General features: G+C 72.1%; 25 protein-coding genes and 1 pseudogene. 12 read left to right on the top strand and 14 right to left on the bottom strand.

Annotation, left to right across the window (positions count from 1 at the left end; translation table 11 throughout):
- Positions 1-1,087: 1,087 nt before the first annotated feature.
- Positions 1,088-1,165, top strand: a pseudogene (locus ACU436_RS10170) (hypothetical protein); the annotation flags it as partial.
- Positions 1,166-1,391: 226 nt separating this feature from the next.
- Entirely contained in the window at positions 1,392-1,748 is a 357-nt protein-coding gene (locus ACU436_RS10175; protein WP_459023906.1) for a MazG-like family protein, read from the top strand.
- A gap of 31 nt (positions 1,749-1,779) precedes the next feature.
- Here ACU436_RS10175 and ACU436_RS10180 read toward each other — a convergent pair whose 3' ends face one another.
- Genes ACU436_RS10180 through ACU436_RS10200 form a run of 5 tightly spaced genes read right to left on the bottom strand, consistent with a single transcriptional unit; the run spans position 1,780 to position 4,449 of the window.
- Positions 1,780-2,043 (bottom strand): type II toxin-antitoxin system RelE family toxin, encoded by a 264-nt coding sequence (locus ACU436_RS10180; RefSeq protein WP_459023907.1) that lies wholly within the window; start codon positions 2,041-2,043, stop codon positions 1,780-1,782.
- Positions 2,040-2,321 (bottom strand): type II toxin-antitoxin system Phd/YefM family antitoxin, encoded by a 282-nt coding sequence (locus tag ACU436_RS10185; RefSeq protein ID WP_459023909.1) that lies wholly within the window; start codon positions 2,319-2,321, stop codon positions 2,040-2,042. Before ACU436_RS10185 ends, ACU436_RS10180 begins: the two co-directional genes overlap by 4 nt.
- Before the next feature lie 28 nt (positions 2,322-2,349).
- The gene (locus tag ACU436_RS10190) at positions 2,350-2,838 is read right to left on the bottom strand and encodes a YbaK/EbsC family protein (RefSeq protein ID WP_459023911.1); all 489 of its coding nucleotides are present in this window, start codon (positions 2,836-2,838) and stop codon (positions 2,350-2,352) included.
- A gap of 21 nt (positions 2,839-2,859) precedes the next feature.
- The gene (locus ACU436_RS10195; protein WP_459023912.1) at positions 2,860-4,098 is read right to left on the bottom strand and encodes a serine/threonine-protein kinase; all 1,239 of its coding nucleotides are present in this window, start codon (positions 4,096-4,098) and stop codon (positions 2,860-2,862) included.
- 6 nt (positions 4,099-4,104) lie between these two features.
- Positions 4,105-4,449 (bottom strand): SH3 domain-containing protein, encoded by a 345-nt coding sequence (locus ACU436_RS10200; RefSeq protein WP_459023914.1) that lies wholly within the window; start codon positions 4,447-4,449, stop codon positions 4,105-4,107.
- Between the two features lie 149 nt (positions 4,450-4,598).
- Between ACU436_RS10200 and ACU436_RS10205 the strand changes: the two genes are divergently transcribed.
- The 6 genes from ACU436_RS10205 (at position 4,599) to ACU436_RS10230 (ending at position 10,103) form a co-directional block, all read left to right on the top strand.
- Positions 4,599-6,791, top strand: coding sequence for an NADP-dependent isocitrate dehydrogenase (locus ACU436_RS10205; protein ID WP_459023916.1), 2,193 nt, complete (start codon positions 4,599-4,601; stop codon positions 6,789-6,791).
- A gap of 126 nt (positions 6,792-6,917) precedes the next feature.
- Positions 6,918-7,703 carry an ABC transporter permease gene (locus tag ACU436_RS10210; protein ID WP_459023918.1) on the top strand — a complete coding sequence of 262 codons (786 nt, stop codon included), beginning with the start codon at positions 6,918-6,920 and terminating at the stop codon, positions 7,701-7,703.
- On the top strand, positions 7,696-8,508 hold the full coding sequence (locus ACU436_RS10215; RefSeq protein WP_459023919.1) for an ABC transporter permease: 813 nt from the start codon (positions 7,696-7,698) through the stop codon (positions 8,506-8,508). Before ACU436_RS10210 ends, ACU436_RS10215 begins: the two co-directional genes overlap by 8 nt.
- Positions 8,505-9,449, top strand: a complete 945-nt coding sequence (locus tag ACU436_RS10220) for an ABC transporter ATP-binding protein (RefSeq protein WP_459023921.1) — start codon at positions 8,505-8,507, stop codon at positions 9,447-9,449. The genes ACU436_RS10215 and ACU436_RS10220 overlap by 4 nt, the downstream gene beginning before the upstream one ends.
- Positions 9,450-9,468: 19 nt before the next feature.
- Positions 9,469-9,723 (top strand): ribbon-helix-helix domain-containing protein, encoded by a 255-nt coding sequence (locus ACU436_RS10225; protein ID WP_459023923.1) that lies wholly within the window; start codon positions 9,469-9,471, stop codon positions 9,721-9,723.
- On the top strand, positions 9,720-10,103 hold the full coding sequence (locus tag ACU436_RS10230; protein WP_459023924.1) for a PIN domain-containing protein: 384 nt from the start codon (positions 9,720-9,722) through the stop codon (positions 10,101-10,103). The genes ACU436_RS10225 and ACU436_RS10230 overlap by 4 nt, the downstream gene beginning before the upstream one ends.
- Before the next feature lies 1 nt (position 10,104).
- On the opposite strand, the gene ACU436_RS10235 is transcribed toward ACU436_RS10230, so the two are convergent.
- The 5 genes from ACU436_RS10235 to ACU436_RS10255 form a co-directional block, all read right to left on the bottom strand.
- Complete coding sequence (locus tag ACU436_RS10235; protein WP_459023926.1) at positions 10,105-11,418, bottom strand: DUF2252 domain-containing protein; 1,314 nt, start codon at positions 11,416-11,418, stop codon at positions 10,105-10,107.
- Positions 11,419-11,425: 7 nt separating this feature from the next.
- Positions 11,426-12,007: a carboxymuconolactone decarboxylase family protein gene (locus tag ACU436_RS10240; protein WP_459023927.1), complete on the bottom strand. Its 582-nt coding sequence runs from the start codon at positions 12,005-12,007 to the stop codon at positions 11,426-11,428.
- Positions 12,008-12,009: 2 nt separating this feature from the next.
- A complete protein-coding gene (locus ACU436_RS10245) occupies positions 12,010-12,300 on the bottom strand; it encodes a DUF3017 domain-containing protein (protein WP_459023929.1) in 291 nt (96 codons plus the stop codon).
- Complete coding sequence (locus ACU436_RS10250) at positions 12,297-13,157, bottom strand: bifunctional methylenetetrahydrofolate dehydrogenase/methenyltetrahydrofolate cyclohydrolase (protein ID WP_459023931.1); 861 nt, start codon at positions 13,155-13,157, stop codon at positions 12,297-12,299. Before ACU436_RS10250 ends, ACU436_RS10245 begins: the two co-directional genes overlap by 4 nt.
- A gap of 63 nt (positions 13,158-13,220) precedes the next feature.
- Positions 13,221-13,826, bottom strand: coding sequence for a pentapeptide repeat-containing protein (locus ACU436_RS10255; protein ID WP_459023933.1), 606 nt, complete (start codon positions 13,824-13,826; stop codon positions 13,221-13,223).
- A 440-nt stretch (positions 13,827-14,266) separates the two neighbouring features.
- On the opposite strand from ACU436_RS10255, the gene ACU436_RS10260 reads away from it, so the two are divergent.
- From ACU436_RS10260 to ACU436_RS10270, 3 genes are read left to right on the top strand one after another with little or no spacing between them, the layout of a single operon-like run.
- Positions 14,267-14,545 (top strand): hypothetical protein, encoded by a 279-nt coding sequence (locus ACU436_RS10260; protein WP_459023935.1) that lies wholly within the window; start codon positions 14,267-14,269, stop codon positions 14,543-14,545.
- The gene (locus ACU436_RS10265; RefSeq protein WP_459023937.1) at positions 14,542-15,105 is read left to right on the top strand and encodes a DUF6879 family protein; all 564 of its coding nucleotides are present in this window, start codon (positions 14,542-14,544) and stop codon (positions 15,103-15,105) included. Before ACU436_RS10260 ends, ACU436_RS10265 begins: the two co-directional genes overlap by 4 nt.
- Positions 15,102-15,965 (top strand): helix-turn-helix domain-containing protein, encoded by an 864-nt coding sequence (locus ACU436_RS10270; RefSeq protein ID WP_459023938.1) that lies wholly within the window; start codon positions 15,102-15,104, stop codon positions 15,963-15,965. The genes ACU436_RS10265 and ACU436_RS10270 overlap by 4 nt, the downstream gene beginning before the upstream one ends.
- A gap of 55 nt (positions 15,966-16,020) precedes the next feature.
- Here ACU436_RS10270 and ACU436_RS10275 read toward each other — a convergent pair whose 3' ends face one another.
- The 4 genes from ACU436_RS10275 to ACU436_RS10290 are packed head-to-tail and all read right to left on the bottom strand — an operon-like array spanning position 16,021 to position 22,233.
- The gene (locus ACU436_RS10275; protein WP_459023939.1) at positions 16,021-16,524 is read right to left on the bottom strand and encodes a GNAT family N-acetyltransferase; all 504 of its coding nucleotides are present in this window, start codon (positions 16,522-16,524) and stop codon (positions 16,021-16,023) included.
- Positions 16,521-17,432, bottom strand: a complete 912-nt coding sequence (locus tag ACU436_RS10280) for a phytanoyl-CoA dioxygenase family protein (protein ID WP_459023941.1) — start codon at positions 17,430-17,432, stop codon at positions 16,521-16,523. The genes ACU436_RS10275 and ACU436_RS10280 overlap by 4 nt, the downstream gene beginning before the upstream one ends.
- On the bottom strand, positions 17,432-18,868 hold the full coding sequence (locus ACU436_RS10285; protein WP_459023943.1) for a serine hydrolase domain-containing protein: 1,437 nt from the start codon (positions 18,866-18,868) through the stop codon (positions 17,432-17,434). Before ACU436_RS10285 ends, ACU436_RS10280 begins: the two co-directional genes overlap by 1 nt.
- Before the next feature lie 23 nt (positions 18,869-18,891).
- Positions 18,892-22,233: an error-prone DNA polymerase gene (locus ACU436_RS10290; protein WP_459023945.1), complete on the bottom strand. Its 3,342-nt coding sequence runs from the start codon at positions 22,231-22,233 to the stop codon at positions 18,892-18,894.
- 291 nt (positions 22,234-22,524) lie between these two features.
- On the opposite strand from ACU436_RS10290, the gene aspS reads away from it, so the two are divergent.
- Positions 22,525-23,796, top strand: coding sequence for an aspartate--tRNA(Asn) ligase (gene aspS, locus ACU436_RS10295; RefSeq protein ID WP_459023946.1), 1,272 nt, complete (start codon positions 22,525-22,527; stop codon positions 23,794-23,796).
- Positions 23,797-23,897 lie beyond the last annotated feature (101 nt).

A 23,897-nucleotide genomic window follows, 5' to 3' on the forward strand; every position in this document is an offset into this window, starting at 1 on the left:
CCGCCCCGGCACGCAGCGCAACACGCCTCGATACGATCGAAATCTTCCCCACTGTCCTCTCCCCATTCCGGGACGCACGTGTGCTCGAGTTCGGCTCCACCCACCGGCCGGCGCAGATTGCCTCACGGCGAATTCGCTCCCCAGCCGAGGAAGATCGACGAGCACGCGAACGCTATCCACCAAAGGGTGACGACCGTAAGCCGAAGAATGGACACCGGGCGCCTCGTTCTTGCCATCCGACGACCGGCGCTGCACAATTCGGGCGCCTGCGGAACAGAGGAATGTATCCGACCCGCCCGCACCCCATTCATCCGGGGTCCGAGTCGCGGTCCGCTGCCGGGCTCGACCGCCCGTCGATGAGTTCGGAACCGGCGATCGGTCCTACCTGCATCCCACGCTGAGGAGGCTCCCATGGGCAACACCGGCAACCCACGCCCGGTCAAGGCCGCCATCACCGTGTCGCTCGATGGCTACATCACCGGCCCCGACGACCGCGCGGGCCAGGGCCTCGGCGTCGGCGGGGAGCGGCTCCACTACTGGGTGATGGGCGGCCCGTGGACCTACGCGACCGACCGTGAGCCCGGAGCCGGCATGACCGACGCGGACCGCGCCTACTACGACGCGCTGCTCGAGGGGACGAGCGGTGGCCTGTGCGGCCGAGCCATGTACGACAGTGCCGGCGCCTGGGGCGGCCGCAACCCGTTCGGCGGCACCATGATCGTCCTGACGCACCGCACGGCGGACCGACCCGACCCGGATGCAGGCTTCCTCATGGTCGAAGGCTTCGACGAGGCGCTGGCGGCAGCCCGGAAGGAGGCCGGTGACGGCGCCGTCGCCATCGGCGGGGGAGCCGACACCATCCGGCAGGCCCTCGCGGCCGGGTCGTCGACGAACTCGGGATCACCACCGCCCCCGTCCTTCTCGGCCGCGGGAAGCGGCTCTTCGAGGGATTCGACCGGGACGTCGACCTCGAGATCCTCTCGGTGCACCACTCCCCGTACGCCGTGCACGTCAGGTACGCCGTCCGGCGTTGATCCTCGACCGCGAGGGGAGCGCCGTCATCGAGTTCATGACGGGCTCCCTGATCATGAACCCTCGCCGCACCGGCAAACCACTGCGTCGAGAACTCACCGGCCCGTACTCCGCTCGCCGCGGCACCTTCCGGATCATCTACCGCATCGACGACGCCGAGAACCTGGTCACGGTCGTCCGAGTCGAGCACCGACCCGTCACCAGGCATTTCGAGGTCACCCCACCACTACGCCACATCCGCCGGCTCGCCGCCAGTGACCACTTCCGTTTCCGCGAAGGTGCTTGGAAACACGGCGTGGGCGAACCGCCCGATCTGACATCGTCTTCCGCGCGCCCACCAACCACCGGGAGCCCCGCTGATGGCTATCGACCACGACATGACGAGCGTGTGGGACGCCGTGGAACAGTCGACGAAGTGGCTGGACAGCCACCGCGAGCCGGACGACGCCGAGATCACGATGCGACTGCTGAAGCTGACCGAGGAATCCGGCGAGGCCGCCCAGGCGTGGATCGGCACCACCGGCGGCAACCCCCGCAAGGGGGTCACGCACAGCCGACACGACGTCGCCGCGGAGCTTGCCGACGTCGTGTTCAGCGCTCTGGTCGCGATGACCAGCCTCGGCGTCGACCCCGCCGCAGTGCTGATCGACAGGGCGCGCGTTCTCATCACCCGAGCTGAGGCCAGGACTGCACCGGACCAGTCGCCCAGCACGTGAGCACGGCATCGCGAGGCGATCTGGTCGCGCGCTATCCGTAGGCGTCCCCGCGGTGTGCAATCTTGATCACGTCCACGGTGACCTCATGCTCGTCGATCCGGTAGATGACACGGTACTGCCCGCGGCAGGCCGAGTAGTACCCATCCAAGTCGAATCGGAGGCGGTTCCCGACCCGATGCGGGTTGTCGAGCAACGGGCCGTTGACGAACCCCCAGACCGCGGCGGCCACGCTCTCGGGCAGCGTCTCCGCCAACGCCCTTCGCGCCGCCCGGGACAGCCGCAGCGAGTACCTCACGCCGCGCCGCGGCCCAGCCTCTTCGCCATGATCGATACCATCTCCTGACCCGCCGTCAGCTCTGCCGTGCCGGCGCGGTCTTCTGCAATGGCCGCCATCGCCTCCGGATCGGACAAAACCTCCAGCGTCTCGGTCAGGCTCTCCAGGTCCTCGACCGCCATCAGCACCGCCACGGGCTTGCCGTTCTTGGTGATCGTCACCCGTTCCCAGGTGCCGTGCACCGCGCTGACCAGCTCACTCAGCCGATTCTTCGCATCAGCCAACGAGGTCGTCTCCATGGCCATAATCATAGCCAGGTGATGCACCTCAGGCTACGTCTGCCATCACACCGCCCGTGACCGTCACCAGCTCCGCGCACGTACTCGGGAAGACAGCGTGCGCTATCCCGCCGGCCGCCCACACCTCGTCGAACGCATCGAGCGCCCGGTCGACGAGGGTGCGCAGCGGCCGCGGGTGCCCGACCGGCGCCACCCCACCGATGGTCTGCCCGGTGGCGGTGCGCACGAAGTCCGGCGAGGCCCGGCGCACCCGCTCCACGCCGACCAGCTGGGCGACCTTCGCGGTGTCCACCCGGTGCGCGCCGGAGGTCAGCACGAGCAGCGGGTCGCCGTCGGCGTCGAAGACGAGGGAGTTCGCGATCTGGCCGACCTCGACGCCCAGTGCGGCCGCCGCGGCCGCGGCGGTGGTGACGGCGTCGGGCAGCACCCGCATCCGGGCCACCCGGGAGGGGTCGGCGCCGCCCGCGGTGAGGGCGGCGACCACGAGGTCGATGTTGCGGTGGGTCGCGGTGCTCACCCCCGCATCAGACCATGCCCGTCATCCGCGTTTCCCGGCGACGCGGCCGCCGTCGAGCGCGCTCCCGTCCGTGGCCCGCACGACGCAGTGGACCTCGCGCTCGCCGACGCCGAATCCGGTCCGGGCCGGGACGAGTGCCACGAGCTCCAGCCCGGACGGCTCGACGACGGCGTCGAACACCGGCATGCACGCTCCCGCCGCGAACCGGGAGAACGCCTCCGGACCGGGGTACGGCACGTCCCGCCCACCGAACGGGTCGAGGGAGGCGAGGACCTCGGCTCCGTGCGGACCCGCGCAGCCCGCCGCGGTGAGGACCACCCCCGGCGCCGGTGCGGCGGCCAGGCACGCGCCGGCGACCGGCCCGCCGAGCTGCACGTCGCCGCCCGGCCCGTAGGTGAGCCCCTCGATCCGCGGTGCGGCGAGCACGAACCCGGCGGCCAGCCCGGCCACCAGGCCGAGGGCCACTCCCCCGGCCGCCCACCGCCAGCGGTGGACGCGGTCGCGGGCCGCACCGGCGGGCACCCGTGCGGCGTCGAGCGCGCCGGCCACCTGCCGGGCCGATGGCCGCTCCCGCGGCTCCCGCCGCAACAGCCCGGCGAGCACGCTCCCCAGCGCACCGCCGCCGAACACCGGGACGGCGCCGTCGGCGGGTGGGCCGCCGAGCACCGCGACGTGCAGCGCGGCGCCGAACGCCCAGAGGTCGGACTCCGGGGTGGCCGGCCCACCGTCGTGCAGCTCCGGCGCGAGGAACTCGGGGTCGCGGGTGGTGCGCTGCGGGTCGACGGCCTCGGCGACGCCGACACCGGCGAGCCGCACCGTCCCGTCCGGGCCGAGCAGCACCGTGTGCGGGTTGATGTCGCCGTGCACGATCCCCGCGCCGTGAGCGGCCTGCAGGGCCGAGGCGAGCTGCCGGGCCATCGCGGAGGCGGCGCGCTCGTCGAGCGGGCCGTCGGCCGTCACCCGGTCGGCGAGCGCCGGCGCGTCCACGAGCTCGGTGACGATGTGGTCGGCGTCGCCGTCGGTCACCACGTCGTGGATCGTGACGAACCCGGGATGGTCCAGCCGGCCGGCCGTCCTCGCGACCCGCAGCAGCTCCTCCCGCACGAGCCGCCGCCCGTCGGGGTCGCGGGGCAGCCGCAACTCCTCGACGGCCACCTGGCCGCCCGTCACGCGGTCGGCGGCGCGCCATACGTCGCTACCGATGTCCCCGAGGACGACGTACCTTCCGCCGATCATGCGGGTGGGGCTGAATCCGGTCATGCGGGCTCAGGCGCAGTTCGTGCCGGGCAGCGGGTTCAGGAACTGGTCGGCCGCCCAGCGGCCCTCCTCGAGCTGCCGGAACCCGTCGGTGACGACCCGGGTGCCGTCGACGTGCGCGGCCCGGGGCAGCGTCTCGACGAGCGCGGCGCCCGGGCTCGGCCCGCTGCGGACGTTGAGCTGGTCGGTGGTCACCTCGAGTTGGCAGCCGGTGGAACCGTCGGCAACGGTGATGGCGTTCAGGCCGCCCCGGTCGATGATGGCGAGCAGCGCCAGCACGACACCCGCGATCAGTACGAATGTCCATCCCTTGAAGCTGGAGGCCTCCAGCTTGGGAACGGTGATCCTGGCCACGCCGTGCCTCCCCGAGATGGTGTGCAAACCCACGGTAGCGGGCATGTGGCCTCCCGCGCCTCATGGCGCGGTCCACCTGTGGTTCGGGATAGCGTGTCGCTCAGGAAAAAGAGTCCGATCACCCGTCCCGAGGCAGGCCGAAGCAGAAGATGAAGGTCATCTACACCTACACCGACGAAGCGCCCGCGCTTGCCACGCATTCGTTCCTGCCGATCATCGAGGCGTATGCCGGCAAGGCGGGCGTCGAGGTCGAGACCCGCGACATCTCGCTGGCGGGGCGCATCCTCGCCGCGTTCGACCTCGCGCCCGACTCGCTCGCCGAGCTCGGCGAGCTCGCCAGGACCCCCGCCGCCAACATCATCAAGCTGCCCAACATCAGCGCCTCGATCCCGCAGCTCAAGGCCGCGATCAAGGAACTGCAGGGCGCCGGGTACGCCGTACCGGACTTCCCGGACGACCCGGGCACCGACGAGGAGCGCGCCGCGCGCGCGGCGTACGACGCGGTGAAGGGCAGCGCGGTGAACCCGGTGCTGCGCGAGGGCAACTCCGACCGCAGGGCACCGGCGTCGGTGAAGAACTACGCGAAGAAGCACCCGCACTCGATGGGTGCGTGGTCGGCCGACTCCACCTCGCACGTCGCCACGATGCCGGACGGTGACTTCCGGCACTCCGAGCGCTCGGTCACGGTGGCCGAGGCAGGCGCGCTGCGGATCGAGCACGTGGCCGCCGACGGCACCGTCACCGTGCTCAAGCAGTCCGTGCCCGTGCTGGCCGGCGAGGTCGTCGACGCCGCGGTGATGCGCGTCGACGCGCTGCGCGCGTTCCTCACCGAGCAGGTGGCCGACGCCAAGGCCACGGGTGTGCTGTTCTCGGTGCACCTCAAGGCCACGATGATGAAGGTCTCCGACCCGGTCCTGTTCGGGCACGCCGTGCAGACCTACTTCGCCGACGTCTTCGCGCAGTACGGCGCCGACCTCGCGAGCGTGGGCGCCGACCCCGACGACGGCCTCGCGAGCATCCTCACCGCCCTCGAGAAGCTGCCCGCCGAGAAGCGGGAGGCGATCGAGAAGGCGATCACCGCCACCTACGACAGCGGTCCCGGCCTCGCGATGGTCGACTCCGACCGCGGCATCACGAACCTGCACGTCCCGAGCGACGTCATCGTCGACGCCTCGATGCCGGCCGCGATCCGCTCGTCCGGGCAGATGTGGAACGCGAAGGGCGAGCTGCAGGACACGAAGTTCGTGATCCCGGACTCGTCCTACGCGGCGCTCTACGCCGAGACCGTCGCGTTCTGCCGCGAGAAGGGCGCGTTCGACCCGACGACGATGGGCACCGTGCCCAACGTCGGGCTGATGGCGCAGAAGGCCGAGGAGTACGGCAGCCACGACAAGACGTTCGAGATCAGCGCGCCGGGCACGGTCCGCGTGGTGGACGGTGCCGGTGCCACGCTGCTCGAGCACGAGGTCGCCCCCGGCGACCTCTGGCGCGCCTGCCAGACCAAGGACGCCCCGATCCACAACTGGGTGCAGCTGGCCGTCTCCCGTGCCCGCGCCACCGGCTGGCCGGCCGTGTTCTGGCTCGACGAGACGCGCGGGCACGACGCCCAGGTGATCGAGAAGGTCCGCGCCTACCTCGCCGAGGAGGACACGGACGAGCTCACCATCGAGATCCTCCCGGTGGCCGAGGCCACCCGGTACACGCTGGAGCGCGCCAAGCGCGGCGAGGACACGATCTCCGTCACCGGCAACGTCCTGCGCGACTACCTCACCGACCTCTTCCCGATCATGGAGCTCGGCACCAGCGCCAAGATGCTCTCGATCGTGCCGCTGATGAACGGCGGCGGGCTGTTCGAGACCGGCGCCGGCGGCTCGGCCCCCAAGCACGTCCAGCAGCTCGTGCGCGAGAACCACCTGCGGTGGGACTCCCTCGGGGAGTTCCTCGCGCTGGCCGTCTCGCTCGAGTTCCTGGGGGACGAGACCGGCAACCCGCGCGCGAAGGTGCTCGGCAAGGCCCTCGACGACGCCACGGGCGCGCTGCTCGAGAACGGGAGGTCCCCGTCCCGGCGGGCGGGCGAGCTCGACAACCGGGGCAGCCACTTCTACCTCGCCCTCTACTGGGCCCGGGCGCTGGCCGAGCAGACCGAGGACGCGGAGCTGGCCACGATCTTCGCCCCGCTCGCGGAGCGGCTCGCCGGGGACGAGGAGAAGATCGTCGGCGAGCTGAACGGCGTGCAGGGCGGCCCGGTGGAGCTCGGCGGCTACTACTTCGTCGACAAGGCCGAGGCCGACGAGGTGATGCGCCCCAGCCCGACGTTCAACGCTGCGATAGCGGAGCTCTGAAGGCCCGCGAGTTCAGGAAAGCCACATTCATGTCCTGCAGGTTCATGAATGTGGCTTTCCTGAACTTCGGCATCATGCGCAGCCACTGACGAAAACCGGTTGCGGGCGGTCGTAACGTGGATCGACGTGCTCGCGCCGTATCCTCAGCTGCTGCGCGCGGGCTACCGCCGCCACGCCGGCTACCGTCAGGCCTCCCTCGCCGGGCTCAGCGCGAACGTCGTGTTCGGGCTGCTCAGGGCCGCCGTCCTGACGGCGGTGCTGGCCGAACGCGGCACCGTGGCCGGCTACGACCTGGCGGCCGCCGTCACCTACGTCTGGCTCGGCCAGGGCCTGCTCGGCGTCGTGTGGTTGTGGGGGGACACGGAGCTGTCGCAGCGGATCCGCAAGGGGGACGTCGTCGTCGACCTCGGCCGCCCGTGGGACCTGCAGCTCGCCCTGCTGATGACCGACCTCGGCCGCGCCGCGCACGCCGTGCTCATCCGGCTGCTGCCGCCCGTCGCGATCGGGGCGCTGTTCTTCCCGTTCCGCTGGCCGGAGCGCCCGGAGACGGCCGTGCTGTTCGCCGTGTCCGTGGCGCTCGCGGTGGTGGTGAGCTTCGGCATCCGGTTCCTGATCAACGCCGCCGCGTTCTGGCTGCTGGACGTGCGCGGCCTGAACGGGGTGTGGGGCGCCGCGGGCGGGGTGCTGTCCGGGCTCGTGCTGCCGCTGTCCTGGTTCCCGCCGTGGGCGCAGGCGGTGCTCGGCTGGACGCCCTTCCCGGCGTTGTTCCAGACGCCGATCGACGTGTTCACCGAGCGCGGCGACGTCACGACCCTGCTCGCCACGCAGGTGGGGTGGGCCGTGCTGCTGTTCCTCGTCGGACGGCTCGTGCTCGGGCGCGGGTCGCGGCGGCTGGTGGTGCAGGGTGGCTGAGCCGAACGACGTCCGGCGCATCTACCTGCGGATCATCGGCTCGCGCATCCGCAGCCAGCTCACCTACCGCACCTCGTTCGTCCTCGACGTGATCGCGCAGTTCCTCGGGCAGAGCACCGAGCTCGTCGCGATCCTCGTGCTGTTCACGCAGGTCACCGCGCTCGGCGGGTTCTCGGCGCAGGAAGTGCTGCTGATCTACGGGCTCGCCGGCACCGCGTTCGGGCTCGCCGACCTCGCGGTCGGCCAGATCGAGGAGCTGCCGAACTTCATCCGCACCGGCGAGTTCGACGTCATGCTCCTGCGGCCGCTCGGCACGCTCCCGCAGCTGCTCTCGGCCGACATCGCGCTCAAGCGGCTCGGCCGCGTGGCCTCCGGGCTGCTGGTCCTCGGCTGGTCGCTGGCCACCCTCGACCTGCCCTGGACACCCGCCCGCGTACTGCTCGCCGTCATCACGCCGATCACCGGGGCGGTGATCCTCTCCGCGATCTGGGTGGCCGCCAACTCGGTGTCGTTCTGGATCGTCGACGGCCGCGAGATGGCCAACTCGTTCACCTACGGGTCCAACTTCTCCACCGCGTACCCGATCAACATCTACGGCTCGTGGCTGCGGCGGGCGCTCTGCTACGCGGTGCCGGGCGCGTTCGTGGCGTACTTCCCGGCGCTCGGGCTGCTCGGCCGGGCCGACCCGCTCGGGCTCCCGGCGGCACTGCAGTGGAGCTCGCCGGTCGTGGCCGCGGTCGCCGTGGCGGTCGCGGGGCTGATCTGGCGCAGCGGCGTCCGGCACTACCAGGGGGCGGGATCATGATCATCACTACCGAGGACCTGCAACGCGACTACCTCGTCGGCACCCGGCTGCGCCGGCGCCGGGTCACGGCGGTCGCCGGCGTCACCCTCGCCGTCGAGCCGGGTGAGGCCGTCGGCTTCCTCGGGCCGAACGGTGCCGGCAAGTCGACGACGATCAAGATGCTCACCGGCGTGCTCGTCCCGACGGCGGGGCGGGCCACCGTGTGCGACCTGGACCCGGTCCGCGAGCGCCGGGAGCTCGCGAGGCACATCGGCGTGGTGTTCGGCCAGCGCAGCCAGCTGTGGTGGGACCTGCCGCTCGCCGACAGCTTCGACCTGCACGCGGCGATCCACCGCGTGCCGCGGGCCCGCTACCGCGAGCGGCTCGACGAGTGCGTCGAGCTGCTGGACATGACGGGCTTCCTCGAGACGCCGGTGCGGCAGCTGTCGCTGGGGCAGCGGATGCGCGGCGAGGTCACCGCCGCCCTGCTGCACGCGCCCCGGCTGCTCGTGCTCGACGAGCCCACCATCGGTCTCGACCTCGCGAGCAAGGAGCGGCTGCGCTCGTTCCTCGCGGCCGTCAACGCCCGCGGGGACATCACCCTGCTGCTCACCACGCACGACCTGCCGGACGTCGAACGGCTGTGCCGCCGGGTCGTCGTCATAGACCAGGGCCGGGTGCTCGTCGACGACGACCTGGCCACGCTGCGGCGCCGGTTCGCCGGCAACCGGACCCTCGTGGTGGAGCTCGCCGAGCCGGCGCCTCCGCTGCTCGGCCTCGGCGGCGTCGTCGACGTGAGCGTGGAGGCGCAGGGCCTGCGCCAGCGCCTGGAGTTCGCGCCCGCGGCCACCACCGCCGCCGAGCTGATCGCCGACGTGGCCCGGCGCGCCGAGCTGCGCGACGTCACGATCGACGAGCCGTCCATCGAGGACCTGGTGCGAACCCTCTACGCCTGCCGCTGACCGGTGTATGGTGCGGTGTATGCATCGCACGAACATCTATCTCACGGACGAGCAGATCGCGCAGCTCGACCGGCGCGCCCGCGAGGAGGGGGTGTCACGTGCCGAGCTGATCCGGCAATTGCTCGATCGGTTGCTGCACAGCGACTCGGATCGCCTCGGCGCCGACCTCGCCGCCATCGACATGTCGTTCGGCCTACTCACCGACGTGGAGATCGAACTCGATCGCTCCGACGGGGTGCGCGGCGCCCACCTGGAGCGGGTCGCCAACTCGTGATCCTCGTCGACTCGGACGTTCTGATCGCACATCTGCGCGGGATGGACGTCGCTCGGGACTGGCTCGTCGACGCCCGGCGCCGCACTGGACCACTGGCCGTCAGCGTTGTGTCGATCGCCGAGATCGGGGGCGGGAGGCGATCCGGTGAGCGACTGGAGGTGACCCGGCTCCTCGGCTCCCTCCAGCCGGTTCCGGTCGACGCATCTGTCGCGTGGAGGGCTGGCGAGTTCCGCCGGACGTACCACCGATCGCACAACGCCATAGGCACGGCCGACTACCTGATCGCCGCCTCAGCCGAGGTGCACGGGTGCGAACTTGCGACGCTCAACGTGAAGCACTTCCCGATGTTCGACGGTCTCGAACCGCCGTTCGCGTTGTGATTCACGATTCGGCCGAGGCGGCCACACCCGGGATCCGGCCGTTCCGGAACGCGTCCACGAAGAGGGAGTGGTCCTCGCGCACCTGGGCGGCGTAGGCGTGGGCGAACTCCACCACCCAGGCCACGAACTCGTCCTCCCTCCCCGTGACGACCTGCGCGATCGCCTCCTCGGTCTGGAACGGCACCAGGGAGTGGTCGGAGTCGGAGTCGGCCACGCAGTGCACCTTCGCCGTGGCCCGGCCGAGGTAGTCCACCACCGGCGCGATCTCCGCCGGTTCGGTGAGCTCCGACCAGTCCAGATCCGCCTCGTAGGGCGACACCTCGCTCACCACGAACCCGACGCCGTCGAGGTCGGTCCAGCCCAGCAGCGGGTCGGCGTGCGCCTGCAGCGCCCGCTGCGACACCGCGGTGCGGTGGCCGTGGTGGCGGAAGGCCCCGGCGACGGCCGGGTCGGTGACCACCCGCGACGGCGCGGCGACGTTGCCCTGCTTCATCGACAGCACCACGTCGTTGTCCAGCGCCTGGTTGTACCCCTCGATCAGCACCGTGTACGCGGGGAGCCCGGCGCTTCCGATGCCGAAGCCGGAACGCCCCGCCACGTCCTTCACCGTGTACGCGACCCCGCGCAGCCGCTTCGTCGCCGGGATCGTCTCCAGGTAGCGCCCGAAGGCCGCCGTCACCGCCGCGCGCTCGGCCTCCTCGAGCCGGCGCAGGCCGGGCACCTCCCGCAGCACCCGGTCGAAGCCCTCCGCCTCCGTGACGGCGTCGAGCAACCTGACCCGCGTGCGCAGCTTCGCCAGCTGCAGCACCTGGTGGACCGCGCCCTCGGTGGTGTCGAGCCGCAGCGAGAAGCTCCGGTCGTCGGCCTGGTCGACGAACCACCGCACCTGGTCGAGGTAGGACCGCACGTACCGCTCGACGAGGCGGGAGATGTCGGCGTCCGAGATCGCCTTGCGCCGGCCCAGCAGGGCCATGCTGGCGGCGAACCGGGTGATGTCCCAGGTGAAGTGGCCGACGTACGCCTCGTCGAAGTCGTTCACGTCGAAGATCAGTACGCCGTCGCCGTCCATGTAGGTGCCGAAGTTCTCCGCGTGCAGGTCGCCCTGGATCCAGACACGGCCCGTCCGCTCGTCGGCCCACGGGTCGTCCCGCTCCGCGACGTCGGCGTAGAAGAGGCAGGCGCTCCCGCGGTAGAACGCGAACGGATCGGCCGCCATCTTGCGGAACTTCGTCCGGAACGCGCCCGGATCGGCCGACATGAGATCGGAGAACGCACCGACCAGGGTGTCGACGATGCGTTCCGCGCGGTCGGTCATCCCCCGATCATGCCGGGAACTCGACGGCGGGGGCGCCGCCCGGGAGCGGCACCCGCAGCACGCGCATCTGCATCGCGAGGAGCGAGTAGTAGCCCACGAGCGTGGTGAGCTCCACGGTGCCCGCCTCACCGAGCGCGCCGACGGCACCGGCCCACGCGTCGTCGTCGACGTCGCCGGTGGCGAGCAACTGCGTGACGACGGCGGCGGCGGCCCGCTCGGCCGGGTCGCCCGGCTCGACGGAGCCGCCCGTGCGAACGCTCTCGATGAGCGGCGCCGGCAGCCCGGCCGCGGCCGCGATCGGGGCGTGGGCGTACCACTCGAAGCCCGATCGGTGGTGCGCCGACACCTGCAGCGTCGCGAGCTCGCGGACCCGCTCGGGGAGCACGCTGCGGTACCGCAGCGCCGCACCCACGGACTGCAGCGCCGCACCGGACCGCGGGGCCCGAAGCATCGCGTCGAACGGGCCCTGCAGGCTCCCGTCGGCGGCGACCCCCACCCGGCCGGGCGGGTCGGCCAGCGCGTCGTACACGGCACGCTGGTCGGCGTCCATCTCGTCGGGGCGCAGCGGGCGCAGCCGTCGCTCGGTCATGCTCACCCGCCGTTCAGCAGGCTCGCGGTGATCGTCATGGCCAGCACGGAGATCACCGTACCCAGGCCCGCGTAGCAGAGCACGTCGATCGGGCGGCTGCGGATCGCGAGCAGCCCGACCCGTTCGGTCGGCAGCAGCATCCGCAGCACGGCCGCCACGAGCAGCGCACCGCCGAGCAGCACCGCTCCCTCACGCCAGTGCTGGGTGAGCGTCCTGACCATGCCCGCACCCGCGATGAGCAGGACGAACGTCATCGGCGCGTGCACCGGCAGGCGGGAGCGGAGCTCGGTCATGGCCGCTCGCCGACCGCCCGCTCGGCAGCCTCCACCACGTTGGTCAGCAGCATCGCCCGCGTCATCGGCCCGACCCCGCCGGGCATCGGCGCCAGCAGCCCGGCGACCTCGGCCACCTCGGGCGCGACGTCCCCGACCAGCCCGGCCTCGGTGCGCGTGACGCCGACGTCGAGGACCGTGGCGCCCGGCCGCACCATGTCGGCCGTGATCAGCCCCTGCACACCGGCGGCGGCGACCACGACGTCGGCACGCCGCACCTCCGCGGCGAGGTCCTTCGTGCCCGTGTGGCACAACGTCACGGTGGCGTTCTCGGACCGGCGGGTGAGCAGCAGCCCGAGCGGCCGCCCGACCGTGACACCACGGCCCACCACCGTGACCCGCGCACCGTTCAGCTCCACGCCGTAGCGCCGGCAGAGCTCGACGATCCCGCGCGGCGTGCACGGCAGCGGACCCGGCTCGCCGAGCACGAGCCGGCCCAGGCTCACCGGGGCGAGCCCGTCGGCATCCTTCACCGGATCGATCCGCCCGAGCGCCGCGCCCGCGTCGAGGCCCTTCGGCAGCGGCAGCTGCACGATGAACCCGGTGCAGGCCGGGTCGGCGTTCAGCTCGTCGACGGCCGCCTCGACGGCGGCCTGGGTGGCGTCGGCAGGCAGCTCCCGCTGGATCGAGGTGATCCCGACCTTCGCGCAGTCGCGGTGCTTGCCCCGCACGTAGGAGTGGGATCCCGGGTCGTCGCCGACGATGAGCGTGCCCAGGCCCGGGGTCACGCCGCTCGCCCGCAGCTTCTCGACCCGCCCGGCCAGCTCACCGAGCAGCTCCTGCAACGTGGCCTTGCCGTCCATCACCGTCGCCGTCACGGAACCCATCCTCCCAGCTTCGCGGGTTGCGTTCATCGGCCGGTGCGCCGAGTCGCGGATACGTCAGGCGACGCGGAGGCCGTGGGCCGCCGCGAAGGCGATGGCCTGCTCGACGTCGACCGAGGCGCCGGTGAGCCGGGCCTGGACCAGGCCGTCCGGGTCCATCCGGGCCCCGCGCAGGTCGGCACCCTCCAGCCGCGCCCGCAGCAGGCGGGCCCCCGTGAGGTCGGCGCCGTGCAGGTCGGCGCCCCGCAGGTCGGCCTCCACCAGGTTGGCCTCCCGCAGCCGCTGCCCGGACAGGTCCGTCTCGCGCAGGTCGGCGCGGCCGAGGGCGGCGAGCGTCAGATCGCAGTCGGTGAACGTGATCGGGCGCAACCGCGAGTCGATCAGCGCCGTCCCCAGCAACGAGCAGCTGCGGAACGCGGACCCGCCGAGCGTGGCCCGCACGACCCGACACGTGCGGAAGGCCCCACCGCGGTGGTCGGACTCCCCGAGGTCGGCCCCGGTGAAGTCGCACTCGTCGAACGTGCACGACTCGGTGACCAGCCCGCGCAGGTCCGCCTCCGCGAAGCTGCAGCGCACGAACCGGCGCCGCCGCCAAGGCTCGCCCCCGGCATGCACCTCGGACAGATCGAGATCGGCGTATTCGCCGTCGTCCCCCAGATCCACCGGGGCACCTTCCCACGGCTCAACCCGGGCCGACGCCACCGGCCGCCTCCGCCAGCTGCCGCACCGAGCAGGGCGCCGTGGTCCGGCAGGACCGGCACCAGCCGGTAGCGGGGTGGCGGGCGAGGAGTCGCGGGGCGATGCCCGCATCCAGGGCCGCGATCAGGCCAGGCACCTCCCAGTGGCGCGGGTGCTCAACCACGGCTCGGTCGCAGTTCGAAGCGCGGGCGGGTATTGCGGCCGGGGCGGTGCCTGCCGCCTGGCGGGCGCCCGAGCAGGGCGTCGAGGAGGCGAAGTGGAGGTGAAGGTGGCACGTCGGTGAGTCCTTCCAGCCGAAGCAGTCTCCGCAGTATTCGAGAATTCTCGCGGCGATGCAAGGGCATCTTGCGGAATCAGCGTCGTGATGCGAGCATGGCGAGCCGACGACACGATGGCGGTGGACCATGGCGCTTCGACGCCTGTGCAAGGCGGCCAACTCGTTCCCACAAGACAAGTGCCCCGCCGTCTACGTCGAGGTGGACGACCCATCGACGATGGTCGGCCAGGGCAAGAAGATGTCTGCCAAGGCGAAGGCTGAGCTGCGCGATCTCGCCGCTGAAGAGGATGCCGTGCGGATCCCCACAGAGACTGTCCTGCGTGCAGTTGGGCTGTTCCTCGCCGGACAAGGCAGACCTGTCGTACTCGCCGAAGTAGAGGCCTATCTCGAGGAGGCCGGACGATGATCCGTTGGATCGGCGATGACGACACCACGGAGTGGGCGGCACTCTTCCGCGCGTACGAGCGATCGGCGTATCGACTGGAAGGCCAGCAGATCTATTCGAGCCCGGAAGAGGACGCGTACCTCGCCACATTCCTGGCCGGGAAGCCGGTGGAGCTCGATTTGTCGGACCGCCGAGACCGGATGCGGCAGGACTCAACGACCGGCCGGACAAAGATCATCGTCCGGATCATCGTCGAGCCACCCACGCCCTATACGAGGCTGGAGCTTGCGGTGTACCCGCAGATGGCACGGACGGGGGACGACATCCGCATCATCGCGGTGCCACAAGGAAGCCGCCCGACCGAGCTGCCGTTGCACGACTACTGGCTGTTCGACGAGCGGGAGGTGTGGAAGATGCACTACTACGAGAACTTCCGCTTCGCCGGCGCCGAGTTGCTCGACGCCCCCGAGGTGGTGGCCGAGCACCTCCGTTGGCGCGACATCGCGATGAGCCGAGCAGTGCCGCTGCACGACTACCTCGCCTCCCGTGAGGCCGACATCCCGGAGAACACGACCGCTTGAATCCCACACCCTCCAACTCGACCCTCAATGCGCTCGGCTCTCGGTTGCGCGACCTGCGTGAGCAGGCCGGCCTCACCGGCGCCGAGCTTGCAACCGCTCTCGGGGCAGGATGGCGCCAGCCCAAGGTCTCCAAGATCGAGACCGGGCGACAGCTCCCCACCGAGGCCGAACTCGCCACGTGGGTCGCGACGACGGGGGGCGAGCTCGACGAGCTGACTCAGCTCCGGGAGCAGGCTGCCGTCGATTACCGCACGCACAAGGAGCGCATCTCAGGGGCCGGCGGTGCAGAAGCCCACCAGCAGGACCTCACCGCGCTCGCGGAATCCTGCACGTTCCTCGCCGAGTTCCAGCCCGCGCTCGTGCCGGGGTACCTGCAGACCGCCGCGTACATGCGGGAGATGGCGGCCACGCACGTCTTCCTGGAGGACGACGGCATGCCGCCGGAGACGTTCCAGCGCGTGGTCGCGGCAAAGATCCGTCGCCAGGCGATCCTGTACGAGCCCGGGCGCGAGTTCGTCCATGTGGTCACCGAAGCTGCATTGAGGTTGCGGATCGGCGCGATATCCACAGCCACGCTCCGCGGACAACTCATCCACCTCGCCGAGCTCGCGACGCTCCCGAGGCACACATTCGGCGTACTGCCGTTCACGTCGCAATGCCCCGCACAACCTTCGGGCTTCTCGCTGTACGACCGCGACCTCGTCAGTGTCGAGACCACCGCCGGCGTCCTCCAACTCACGGACCCGGACGCCATCGCCCGCCACCACCGATGGCTCGACCAGCTGGTCGAGGCTGCCCTCACCGGCCACGACGCGGCCACCTTCTGCCGCCAGCTGGCAGCAGACCTGTCGGCAGACTGATCGAGCACACTTCGCACACGCATGCCCGGCTGCATGTGTGAAGTCCCCCTGACGGTCAGGCGTGGGGCGGCCGGTAGTACCGCATCGTGACCGAGCCGCCTTCTGGCGTCGTCCAGTCGGCCGTCGCACTCGCCGTATGGCGCCAACCGGCGCGTTCGTAGAGAGCGATCGCCGCGCCGCTCCCCAGTTCGGCGACGTCCAGGATGAGCGACAGCCCTGACCGGACGGCCCAAGCCTGGCCGGGGGCAAGGAGCTGCTCGCCGATGCCCTGTCGACGGGCCGACGGAGTCACGAACAGGCGCTTGACCACGGCAAGCGGCCGTCCATCGGGCTGGAGCCCGTCCGGTGCGTCGCCGCCCCTGGCGAGAACGACGTGTCCGACGATCGAATCCGAACGCTCGGCGATCCAACCCTGAAGCAGGTTCGACGGGCTCAGCCACCCCGCGGGGTCTGCCGGCCAGGCGATCGGATAGCCGTCGGCTTCGTGGACCTCGGCGAGCGCCTCGACGCACCGGGGGACGTCGGTCGGTTCTCGGTCTCTGATCATCACGTCCGTCACGGCGCGTCAGCTCCCGTCCACGGCGTGAGGTCCAGGCCCGGGTAGCGGAGCGCGATCCCCATCAACGCCTCGGCCGTCCAGTACGGGTGGCCGGGCGGTGGGAAGCCGAACAGCGCGAGCTGGCGGGGCGTGGACTCCTCGACGAACCGGTACCAGGCGGGGTCGTGGCTGCGATCGGCCCAGCCCTGCCGCTGCGCCCACTCCGCGGCCGCGGCCCGGAAGCACAGGTGCATGGTGTAGCGGGCGCCGCCCGCCCGGGTCAGGGCCGTGCCGCGGTGCAGGGTGTCCGGTGTGAAGGCCACCACCGTGCCGGCGGGGCCCGCGGCCGACACCTCGGCGGCGTAGAGGTCGGGACGACCGACGGTCGCGACGAACCGGTCGCCGGAGTCGGTGTCGGCGCGCGGGTGCCAGTTCGGCAAGGGCGGCAGATCGGCCGTGTGGGAGCGCGGGACAAGATTGGGCGGCCCGAGATCCTCCGGCACGTCGACGAGATGGACGAACAGCTCGACTTGCTGGAGATCGGTGGGTACGAGCAGCGTGTGGTTGAGGAAATCCCGATGCAGGCGCTGGTCGTAGTCGGCGGCGCCGGTGTACTTCGCCCATGCCTCGGCCGAGTAGAGGCGGATGTCGTCGGTGCCGAGAAGCGCCTCGGCCAGATCGATGATGCGGGCGTGGACCGCCAGGTGGCTCAGCCGACGGCTGGCGAAGGGGAAGGTGTCGATGCCGTTGAACTCGTCATCGAGGAACCGCGCACGCCGGGGATCGGAGCCCTCGTGGAAGCCGGCGGCGGTCGGGAAGCACCGGCCCAGCTCGTCGAGCGCCGGCGTCAGTTCGTCAGCGGAGAGGTAGCCCGGCACGACGGCGAAGCCATCCGTGCGCCACGCCCGCTTCACGTCGCTGAGCAGCATCAGCAGATCGTCCCGGCATCGGGATCAACAGGCACTCGAATTCGGCGGTGGGTGAGCGCGACGGTCCGGGCGACGGCGAGCGCCACCCCCGACAGTGCCCAGACCGCGATCAGGACCATCACGTCCGGCATCGCCAGGCAGAGCTGCCAGAACGTGAACCTCCGGCCGATCAGCGTGCCCAGTAGCGCGGGCATCCCCACCAGGAGGGCCACTGGCAGCACCAGCCAGGCGAGCCCGACCGCCGCCGTCCAGCGGGGACGGCCGGCGCGCCGGCGGCGCCAGCGCGGCAGGCGCACGAGCTGGCGCACCCGCAGGGCGAGCACCGCGAGGGCGGCGGCGCCGAGCACGGCGGCCAGCAGCGCGGTGCTCCGCGGCCCGGCCGGCGGGGCCGCGCCGGTGAGGAGCGCGGTGAGCCCGGCGGCGACGCCCGCCGTGTCGGCCGTTGCGCTGTTGCCGTCGAAGAGCAGCACGAAGCCCTGGTCGCTCGCCGGGAGCAGCACCTGGATCGCGCTGTACGTCGAGAGGACGCCGGTGTGCTCGAGCCGGTCCGGCGCGACGACCTGCCAGCCCATCGCGTATCCCCCGGCCACGCCGGGTGGTGGCGTCTGCATCAGCGTGACGTCGTCGGGCCGGAGCACGGGCCCACCTCCGGACGACTGCGCCGCGAGCCACCGGCCCATGTCCCGCGCCGTCGACACCACCCCGCCCGATCCGGCGAGCAGGCCGTCGAGCTCGGGGCGGGCGATCGGCGTGCCGAACAGGAGGACGTGGCCCGGCGCCGCGTCGGCCTGCGCGGCGGTGGCGCCCGCGACCGTGTCCGTCGCGCCGAGCGGGGCGAACACCCGCTCGTCGAGGTAGGCCGCCCACGGCCGCCCCGACCCGACCTCGACCAGCCGCGCGAGCACCTGGTAGTTCACGTCGCAGTAGTGGAACTCGCGGCCCGGCTCGCTGACGAGCCGCGCCCCGCGCAGGCTCGCCACCCGCCGGGCCAGGTCCTCCTCGCCGTCGTTCAGCGTGGGGACGCCGGCGTCGGCGATGCCGCTCGTCTGGTTCAGCAGGTGCCGGACGGTGATCGGGCCCGCCGGCATGAAGCCCGGCAGGTAGTCGCGCACCGGCGCGTCGAGGGCGATGCGCCCGGCGTCCACGAGCTGGAGCACCGCCGCCGCGGTGAACGACTTCGTCAGCGAGCCGACCCGGAACGGGGTGCGCGGCGTGACCGGGTCGCCACGCCCGTCCGTGCCGTACCCGGCCGCGTGCACGACCTCGCCGCCCCGGACGATCGCGACGGCCATCCCCGGGAAGCCCGTGGCGGCCAGGCTGTCGGCGAGGTAGCGGTCGACGGCCGCGGGCTCCGGCGTCGCCGCGGCGGCCGGGGCCCCGAGCACCGCGGCAGCGACGCATCCCACCGCCGCCGCAACACGCCCGAGCACTCCCACGGGGCCAGTTCAACACGGGCGGGTCAGCGGAAGTCGCGCGACTTCACCGCCACCGTGAGGGCCAGCCTCTGCAGCCGGTCGGCCACCAGGTTGAGCACGCCCTCGGGGCTGCGTTCCAGCCGCCCGCGCACGAGCAGCGCCGTGCTGCTGACCGCCACCGTGCGGTAGCGCGCCCACAGCCCCTCCGAGCAGGTGACGTTGAGCATGCCGCCCTCGTCCTCCAGGTTGATGAAGGTGACGCCGCGGGCCGTGGCGGGGCGTTGCCGGTGGGTGACGAGCCCACCGACCAGCACCCGCGGCATGACGTGCTCCGGGTCGCCGGGTGGGACGGTGCGGCCGACGGCGTCGAGCGCGTCGATCCGGACGGCGCCGAGGGCGTCGAGCTTCTCGCGCAGGTGCTGCATCGGGTGGGTGCCGGGCGAGACGCCGGTGGCCCACACGTCCGCGGCGGTGAGCTCGACGTCGGTGAGCCCGGGCAGGGCGGGCGCCTCCAGCCCGACGGCGGTGCCGGGCAACTGCTCGGGCCGCACGGCCGCGACCACCCCGGCGGCCCACAACGCCGAGCGGCGGTCGATGCCGAAGCTGCCGAACGCGCCCGCGGTGGCGAGCGCCTCGGCCTGCGGCACGGTGAGCCGGACGCGGCGGGCGAGGTCGGCGAGGTCGCGGTACGGCCCGCCCCGGTCGCGCTCGGCGTCGATCTGCTCGGCCAGCTCGATGCCGATCCCGCGCACCTCGGCGAGCCCGAGCCGGACGGCCTGCCCGCCGGTGGAGAGCGGGTCGGGCGAAAGGATCGCCTCGGCCCGCCCGAGGTTGACGTCGGCACCGCGGGTGAGCACCCCGTGCCGGCGCGCGTCGGCCACCAGCGACTGCGGCGAGTAGAAGCCCATCGGCTGGGAGTTGAGCAGCGCCGCGCAGAACGCGGCCGGGTGGTAGAGCTTGAACCAGGCGCTGTAGTAGACGAGTGACGCGAAGCTGATCGCGTGGCTCTCCGGGAAGCCGAAGTTGGCGAACGCGATCATCTTGCGGAAGATCCCGTCGGCCGTCTCGCCGGTGATGCCGTTGGTCGCCATGCCGGCGAAGAAGCGGTCGCGCAGCCGCTCCATCTTCTCCTCCGAGCGTTTGGCGCCCATCGCGCGGCGCAGCTCGTCGGCGTCGGCGGCGGAGAAGCCTGCGACGTCCACGGCGATCTGCATGAGCTGCTCCTGGAACAGCGGCACACCCAGCGTCTTCTCCAGCGCGCCCTTGAGCAGCGGGTGGTCGTAGTCCCACTCCTCCAGCTCGTTGCGGCGCCGCACGTAGGGGTGCACCGAGCCGCCCTGGATCGGGCCGGGCCGGATCAGCGCCACCTCCACGACCAGGTCGTAGAACTTCCGCGGTTTCAGCCGGGGCAGGGTGGCCATCTGGGCCCGCGACTCCACCTGGAACACCCCGACCGAGTCGGCCCGGGCGAGCATCGCGTAGACGTCCGGGTCGGTGGGCTGCAGCTCGTGCAGCCGGATCGTCTTCCCGTGGTGCTCCTCGACCAGGTCGAGCATCAGGTGCAGGGCCGTGAGCATGCCCAGCCCGAGCAGGTCGAACTTGACGAGCCCCGCGTACGCGCAGTCGTCCTTGTCCCACTGCACGACGGTGCGGCCGGGCATGCGCGCCCACTCGACGGGCACCACCTCCGACACCGGCCGGTCGCAGATGACCATGCCGCCGGAGTGGATGCCGAGGTGGCGCGGGAAGCCGAGCAGCTCGTTGGCCAGCCCCACCACCTGGTCGGGGATCCCGGCGGGCGCGTCGGCGACCGGGCCGCCCCACCGTTCGATCTGCTTGCTCCACGCGTCCTGCTGGCCCGGCGAGAACCCGAACGCCTTCGCCATGTCGCGGACGGCCGAGCGGGGCCGGTAGGTGATCACGTTGGCCACCTGAGCGGCGCACCCGCGCCCGTACTTGGCGTAGACGTACTGGATGACCTCCTCGCGGCGGCCTGACTCGATGTCGAGGTCGATGTCCGGGTAGCCCTCCCGGGCCGGGGAGAGGAACCGCTCGAACAGCAGCCCCATCGCCACGGCGTCGACGTTGGTGATGCCCAGCGCGTAGCAGACGGCCGAGTTGGCGGCCGAGCCGCGGCCCTGGCAGAGGATGTCGACCCGGCGGCAGAACTCGACGATGTCGTGGACGATCAGGAAGTAGCCGGGGAAGTTCTTCTTCTCGATGATCTCGAACTCGCGCCGGATCGTCTCGACGGCCTCGGGGTGCTCGGCGTGGCTGCCGTAGCGGGTCATCATCCCGCGCTGGACCAGCTCCCACAGCCAGCTCGCCTCGTCGTGCCCCGGCGGGACGTCGAACGGGGGCAGGTCCGGCGCGACGAGGCGGATCGGGAACGCGCACGAGGTGCCGATCTCCGCCGCCCGCGCCACCGCGCCGGGGTGGCGGGCGTCGAACCGGGCCGCCATCTCCGCGCCGGAGCGCAGGTGGGCGGTGCCGGCGGGCGGGAGCCAGCCGTCGGCCTCGTCGAGGCTGCGCCGGGACCGCACCGCGGCCAGCGCCGTGGCCAGGGGGAACCGGCGCGGGGTGGCGTAGTGGGCCGCGGTGGTGGCCACCGTGGGCAGCCCGGCGTCGAGGGCGAGCTCGGCGAGCACGTCGTTCAGCTCGGTGTCGGTGGGCAGCGCGGCGTGGGTGAGCTCGACGGCCACGTGGTCGGCCCCGAACCGCTCGACGAGCCGGCGCAGCTCCTTGCCCGCGGCGTCGCGCCCGCCGGAGCGCAGCGCCTGGCGCACGCCGCCCTTGCGGCAGCCGGTGAGCACCTGGACCTGCCCCGCGGTGTCGGCCACCACCTCGTCGAGGTCGTAGACCGGCCGCCCCTTCTCCTGCCCGCGCAGCTGGGCGGTGCTGGTCGTGCGGCAGAGCGCGCGGTAGCCCTCGGGTCCGAGGGCGAGCAGCAGCAGGTGGCTGCCCTCCGGGTCGGCCACGCCGTTCTGCGGGGCGGTGAGGTCCAGCGAGAGCTCGGTGCCGAACACGGTGCGGACGCCCAGCTCGGCGGCGGCCTCGGCGAACCGCACCACGCCGTACATGCCGTCGTGGTCGGTGAGCGCGATCGCGTCCAGGCCCAGCCGCGCGGCCTCCTCCACCAGCTCCTCGGGGTGGCTCGCGCCGTCGAGGAAGCTGAAGTTGGAGTGGCAGTGCAGCTCGGCGTACGGCACGCGCTCACCCGGCTCACCGACCGGCGGGGCGACGTAGGGTTCCCGCTTGCGCGACCACGCCGGGCTGTCGCCGCCGTCGGCCTCCGGCCCGCCGCTGAGGCTGCCGCCGTTCCACGCACGGCCCGACAGCGCGGCCTCCAGCTCGTGCCACGGGACATCCGGGTTGTTCCAGCCCACACCGACAGTCGAACAGCTGTTCGAGATCATCTCAACCGCCCGACCAGGCGAATCGGTCACACCACGGTGCGTGGTGCCCCGGTCACGGCGAAATCCCGGTGCTCCGCCGAACCCCGGCCGCTACCTTCCGCGGCAGCGGCGACGACGGGCGTGACGACCCCCGAGCCGCCCGGCCGGTCACCGTCATCGACCACGACGAGGCCGGCCGCTGCGCGGTCGGTGAAGGTGTGGTGGCACCGCGAGCGACCCGATCGCCCACACCTCCCGGGGGAGACCACCGAGGAGGCACCGATGTCCAGGACGCTCACCGCAGACCTACCACGACGGATCGGGCAGCGCGTCACGATGCGGGGATGGGTCCACCGCCGCAGGCGGCTGTCCCGGGTCGCGTTCCTCGTGATCCGCGACCGCAGCGGGCTCGCCCAGGTCGTGACGGACGGGAGGCTGCTCGACGCCATCGGGGAGGAGACCGTCGTCGCCGTCGAGGGCACCGTGGTCGCGAACCCGAAAGCTCCCGGCGGCGCCGAGCTGACCGACCCGCGGATCACCGTGCTCGGTTCGGCCACCCCGCCGCCGGTGGAGCTGTGGCGCCCGACCCTCGCCGCCGGCCTGCCCACGCTGCTCGACCACGCGCCGGTCACATGGCGCCATCCGACGCAGGCGGCCGCCTGGCAGCTGGCGGCCGCGTCGCTGCGCGGGTTCCGCCGCACGCTGGACGAGCGCGGGTTCACCGAGATCCAGTCCCCGAAGCTGGTGGGCGGGTCCACCGAGTCGGGCGCGAACGTGTTCACCGTCGACTACTTCGGCCGCCCCGCCTTCCTCGCGCAGTCGCCGCAGTTCTACAAGCAGATGATGGTGGGGGTGTTCGAGCGGGTCTACGAGGTCGGCCCGGTCTTCCGCGCCGAACCCCACGACACGGTCCGGCACCTCGCCGAGTACGTGTCGCTCGACGTCGAGCTGGGCTTCATCGACGACCACCGTGACGTCCTCGCCGTGCTGCGCGAGGTGCTCGCCGGGATGGTCGACACGATCCGGACCGACGCGGGCGGCGCGGTGGACCGGGCGGGTGCGCACCTACCGGAGGTGCCCGAGCGACTACCGGTGATCCACTTCCGGGACGCGCTCGCGCTCGTCGGCGCCGACCCGGACGAGCCCGACCTGGCACCCGAGCACGAGCGGCGCATCGGACGGTGGGCGCTCCAGGAGCACGGTTCGGACTTCGTGGCCGTCGAGGGCTACCCGGCGCGCAAGCGCCCCTTCTACACGCACCCGGAGCCGGGCGACCCGCGCTCGACCAACTCCTTCGACCTGCTCTTCCGCGGCCTGGAGCTCGTGACCGGCGGCCAGCGGCTGCACGAGTACGCCGACTACGCCCGGGCACTCGCGGAACGGGGCGAGGCCACCGACGCGTACGAGCCGTACCTGCAGGCGTTCCGGCACGGCATGCCGCCGCACGGCGGGTTCGCCATCGGGCTGGAGCGGTGGGTCGCGCGGCTGGTGGAAGCGGACAACGTGCGGCGGACGACGCTGTTCCCCCGCGACCTGCACCGCCTCACGCCCTGAGGCACGGGCCCTCGCCCCTACCGCAGCAAGGTGGCCATACTGCGGTTGAGCCGGAGCATGGCCACCTTGCTGCGGTTCAGATGCGAGCGATCGCGTCGGCG

The organism is Pseudonocardia wallangbongensis, from assembly GCF_054486945.1.

Bases quoted from the DNA above. Each gene is read 5' to 3' on its own strand.
- ACU436_RS10265 (WP_459023937.1), top strand. From the start codon at position 14,542: ATGATCCGTTGGATCGGCGATGACGACACCACGGAGTGGGCGGCACTC.
- ACU436_RS10175 (WP_459023906.1), top strand. From the start codon at position 1,392: ATGGCTATCGACCACGACATGACGAGCGTGTGGGACGCCGTGGAACAG.
- ACU436_RS10280 (WP_459023941.1), bottom strand. From the start codon at position 17,432: ATGCTGCTCAGCGACGTGAAGCGGGCGTGGCGCACGGATGGCTTCGCC.
- aspS (WP_459023946.1), top strand. From the start codon at position 22,525: ATGTCCAGGACGCTCACCGCAGACCTACCACGACGGATCGGGCAGCGC.
- ACU436_RS10205 (WP_459023916.1), top strand. From the start codon at position 4,599: ATGAAGGTCATCTACACCTACACCGACGAAGCGCCCGCGCTTGCCACG.
- ACU436_RS10185 (WP_459023909.1), bottom strand. From the start codon at position 2,321: ATGGAGACGACCTCGTTGGCTGATGCGAAGAATCGGCTGAGTGAGCTG.
- ACU436_RS10225 (WP_459023923.1), top strand. From the start codon at position 9,469: ATGCATCGCACGAACATCTATCTCACGGACGAGCAGATCGCGCAGCTC.
- ACU436_RS10235 (WP_459023926.1), bottom strand. From the start codon at position 11,418: ATGACCGACCGCGCGGAACGCATCGTCGACACCCTGGTCGGTGCGTTC.
- ACU436_RS10195 (WP_459023912.1), bottom strand. From the start codon at position 4,098: ATGACCGGATTCAGCCCCACCCGCATGATCGGCGGAAGGTACGTCGTC.
- ACU436_RS10260 (WP_459023935.1), top strand. From the start codon at position 14,267: ATGGCGCTTCGACGCCTGTGCAAGGCGGCCAACTCGTTCCCACAAGAC.
- ACU436_RS10245 (WP_459023929.1), bottom strand. From the start codon at position 12,300: ATGACCGAGCTCCGCTCCCGCCTGCCGGTGCACGCGCCGATGACGTTC.
- ACU436_RS10220 (WP_459023921.1), top strand. From the start codon at position 8,505: ATGATCATCACTACCGAGGACCTGCAACGCGACTACCTCGTCGGCACC.
- ACU436_RS10240 (WP_459023927.1), bottom strand. From the start codon at position 12,007: ATGACCGAGCGACGGCTGCGCCCGCTGCGCCCCGACGAGATGGACGCC.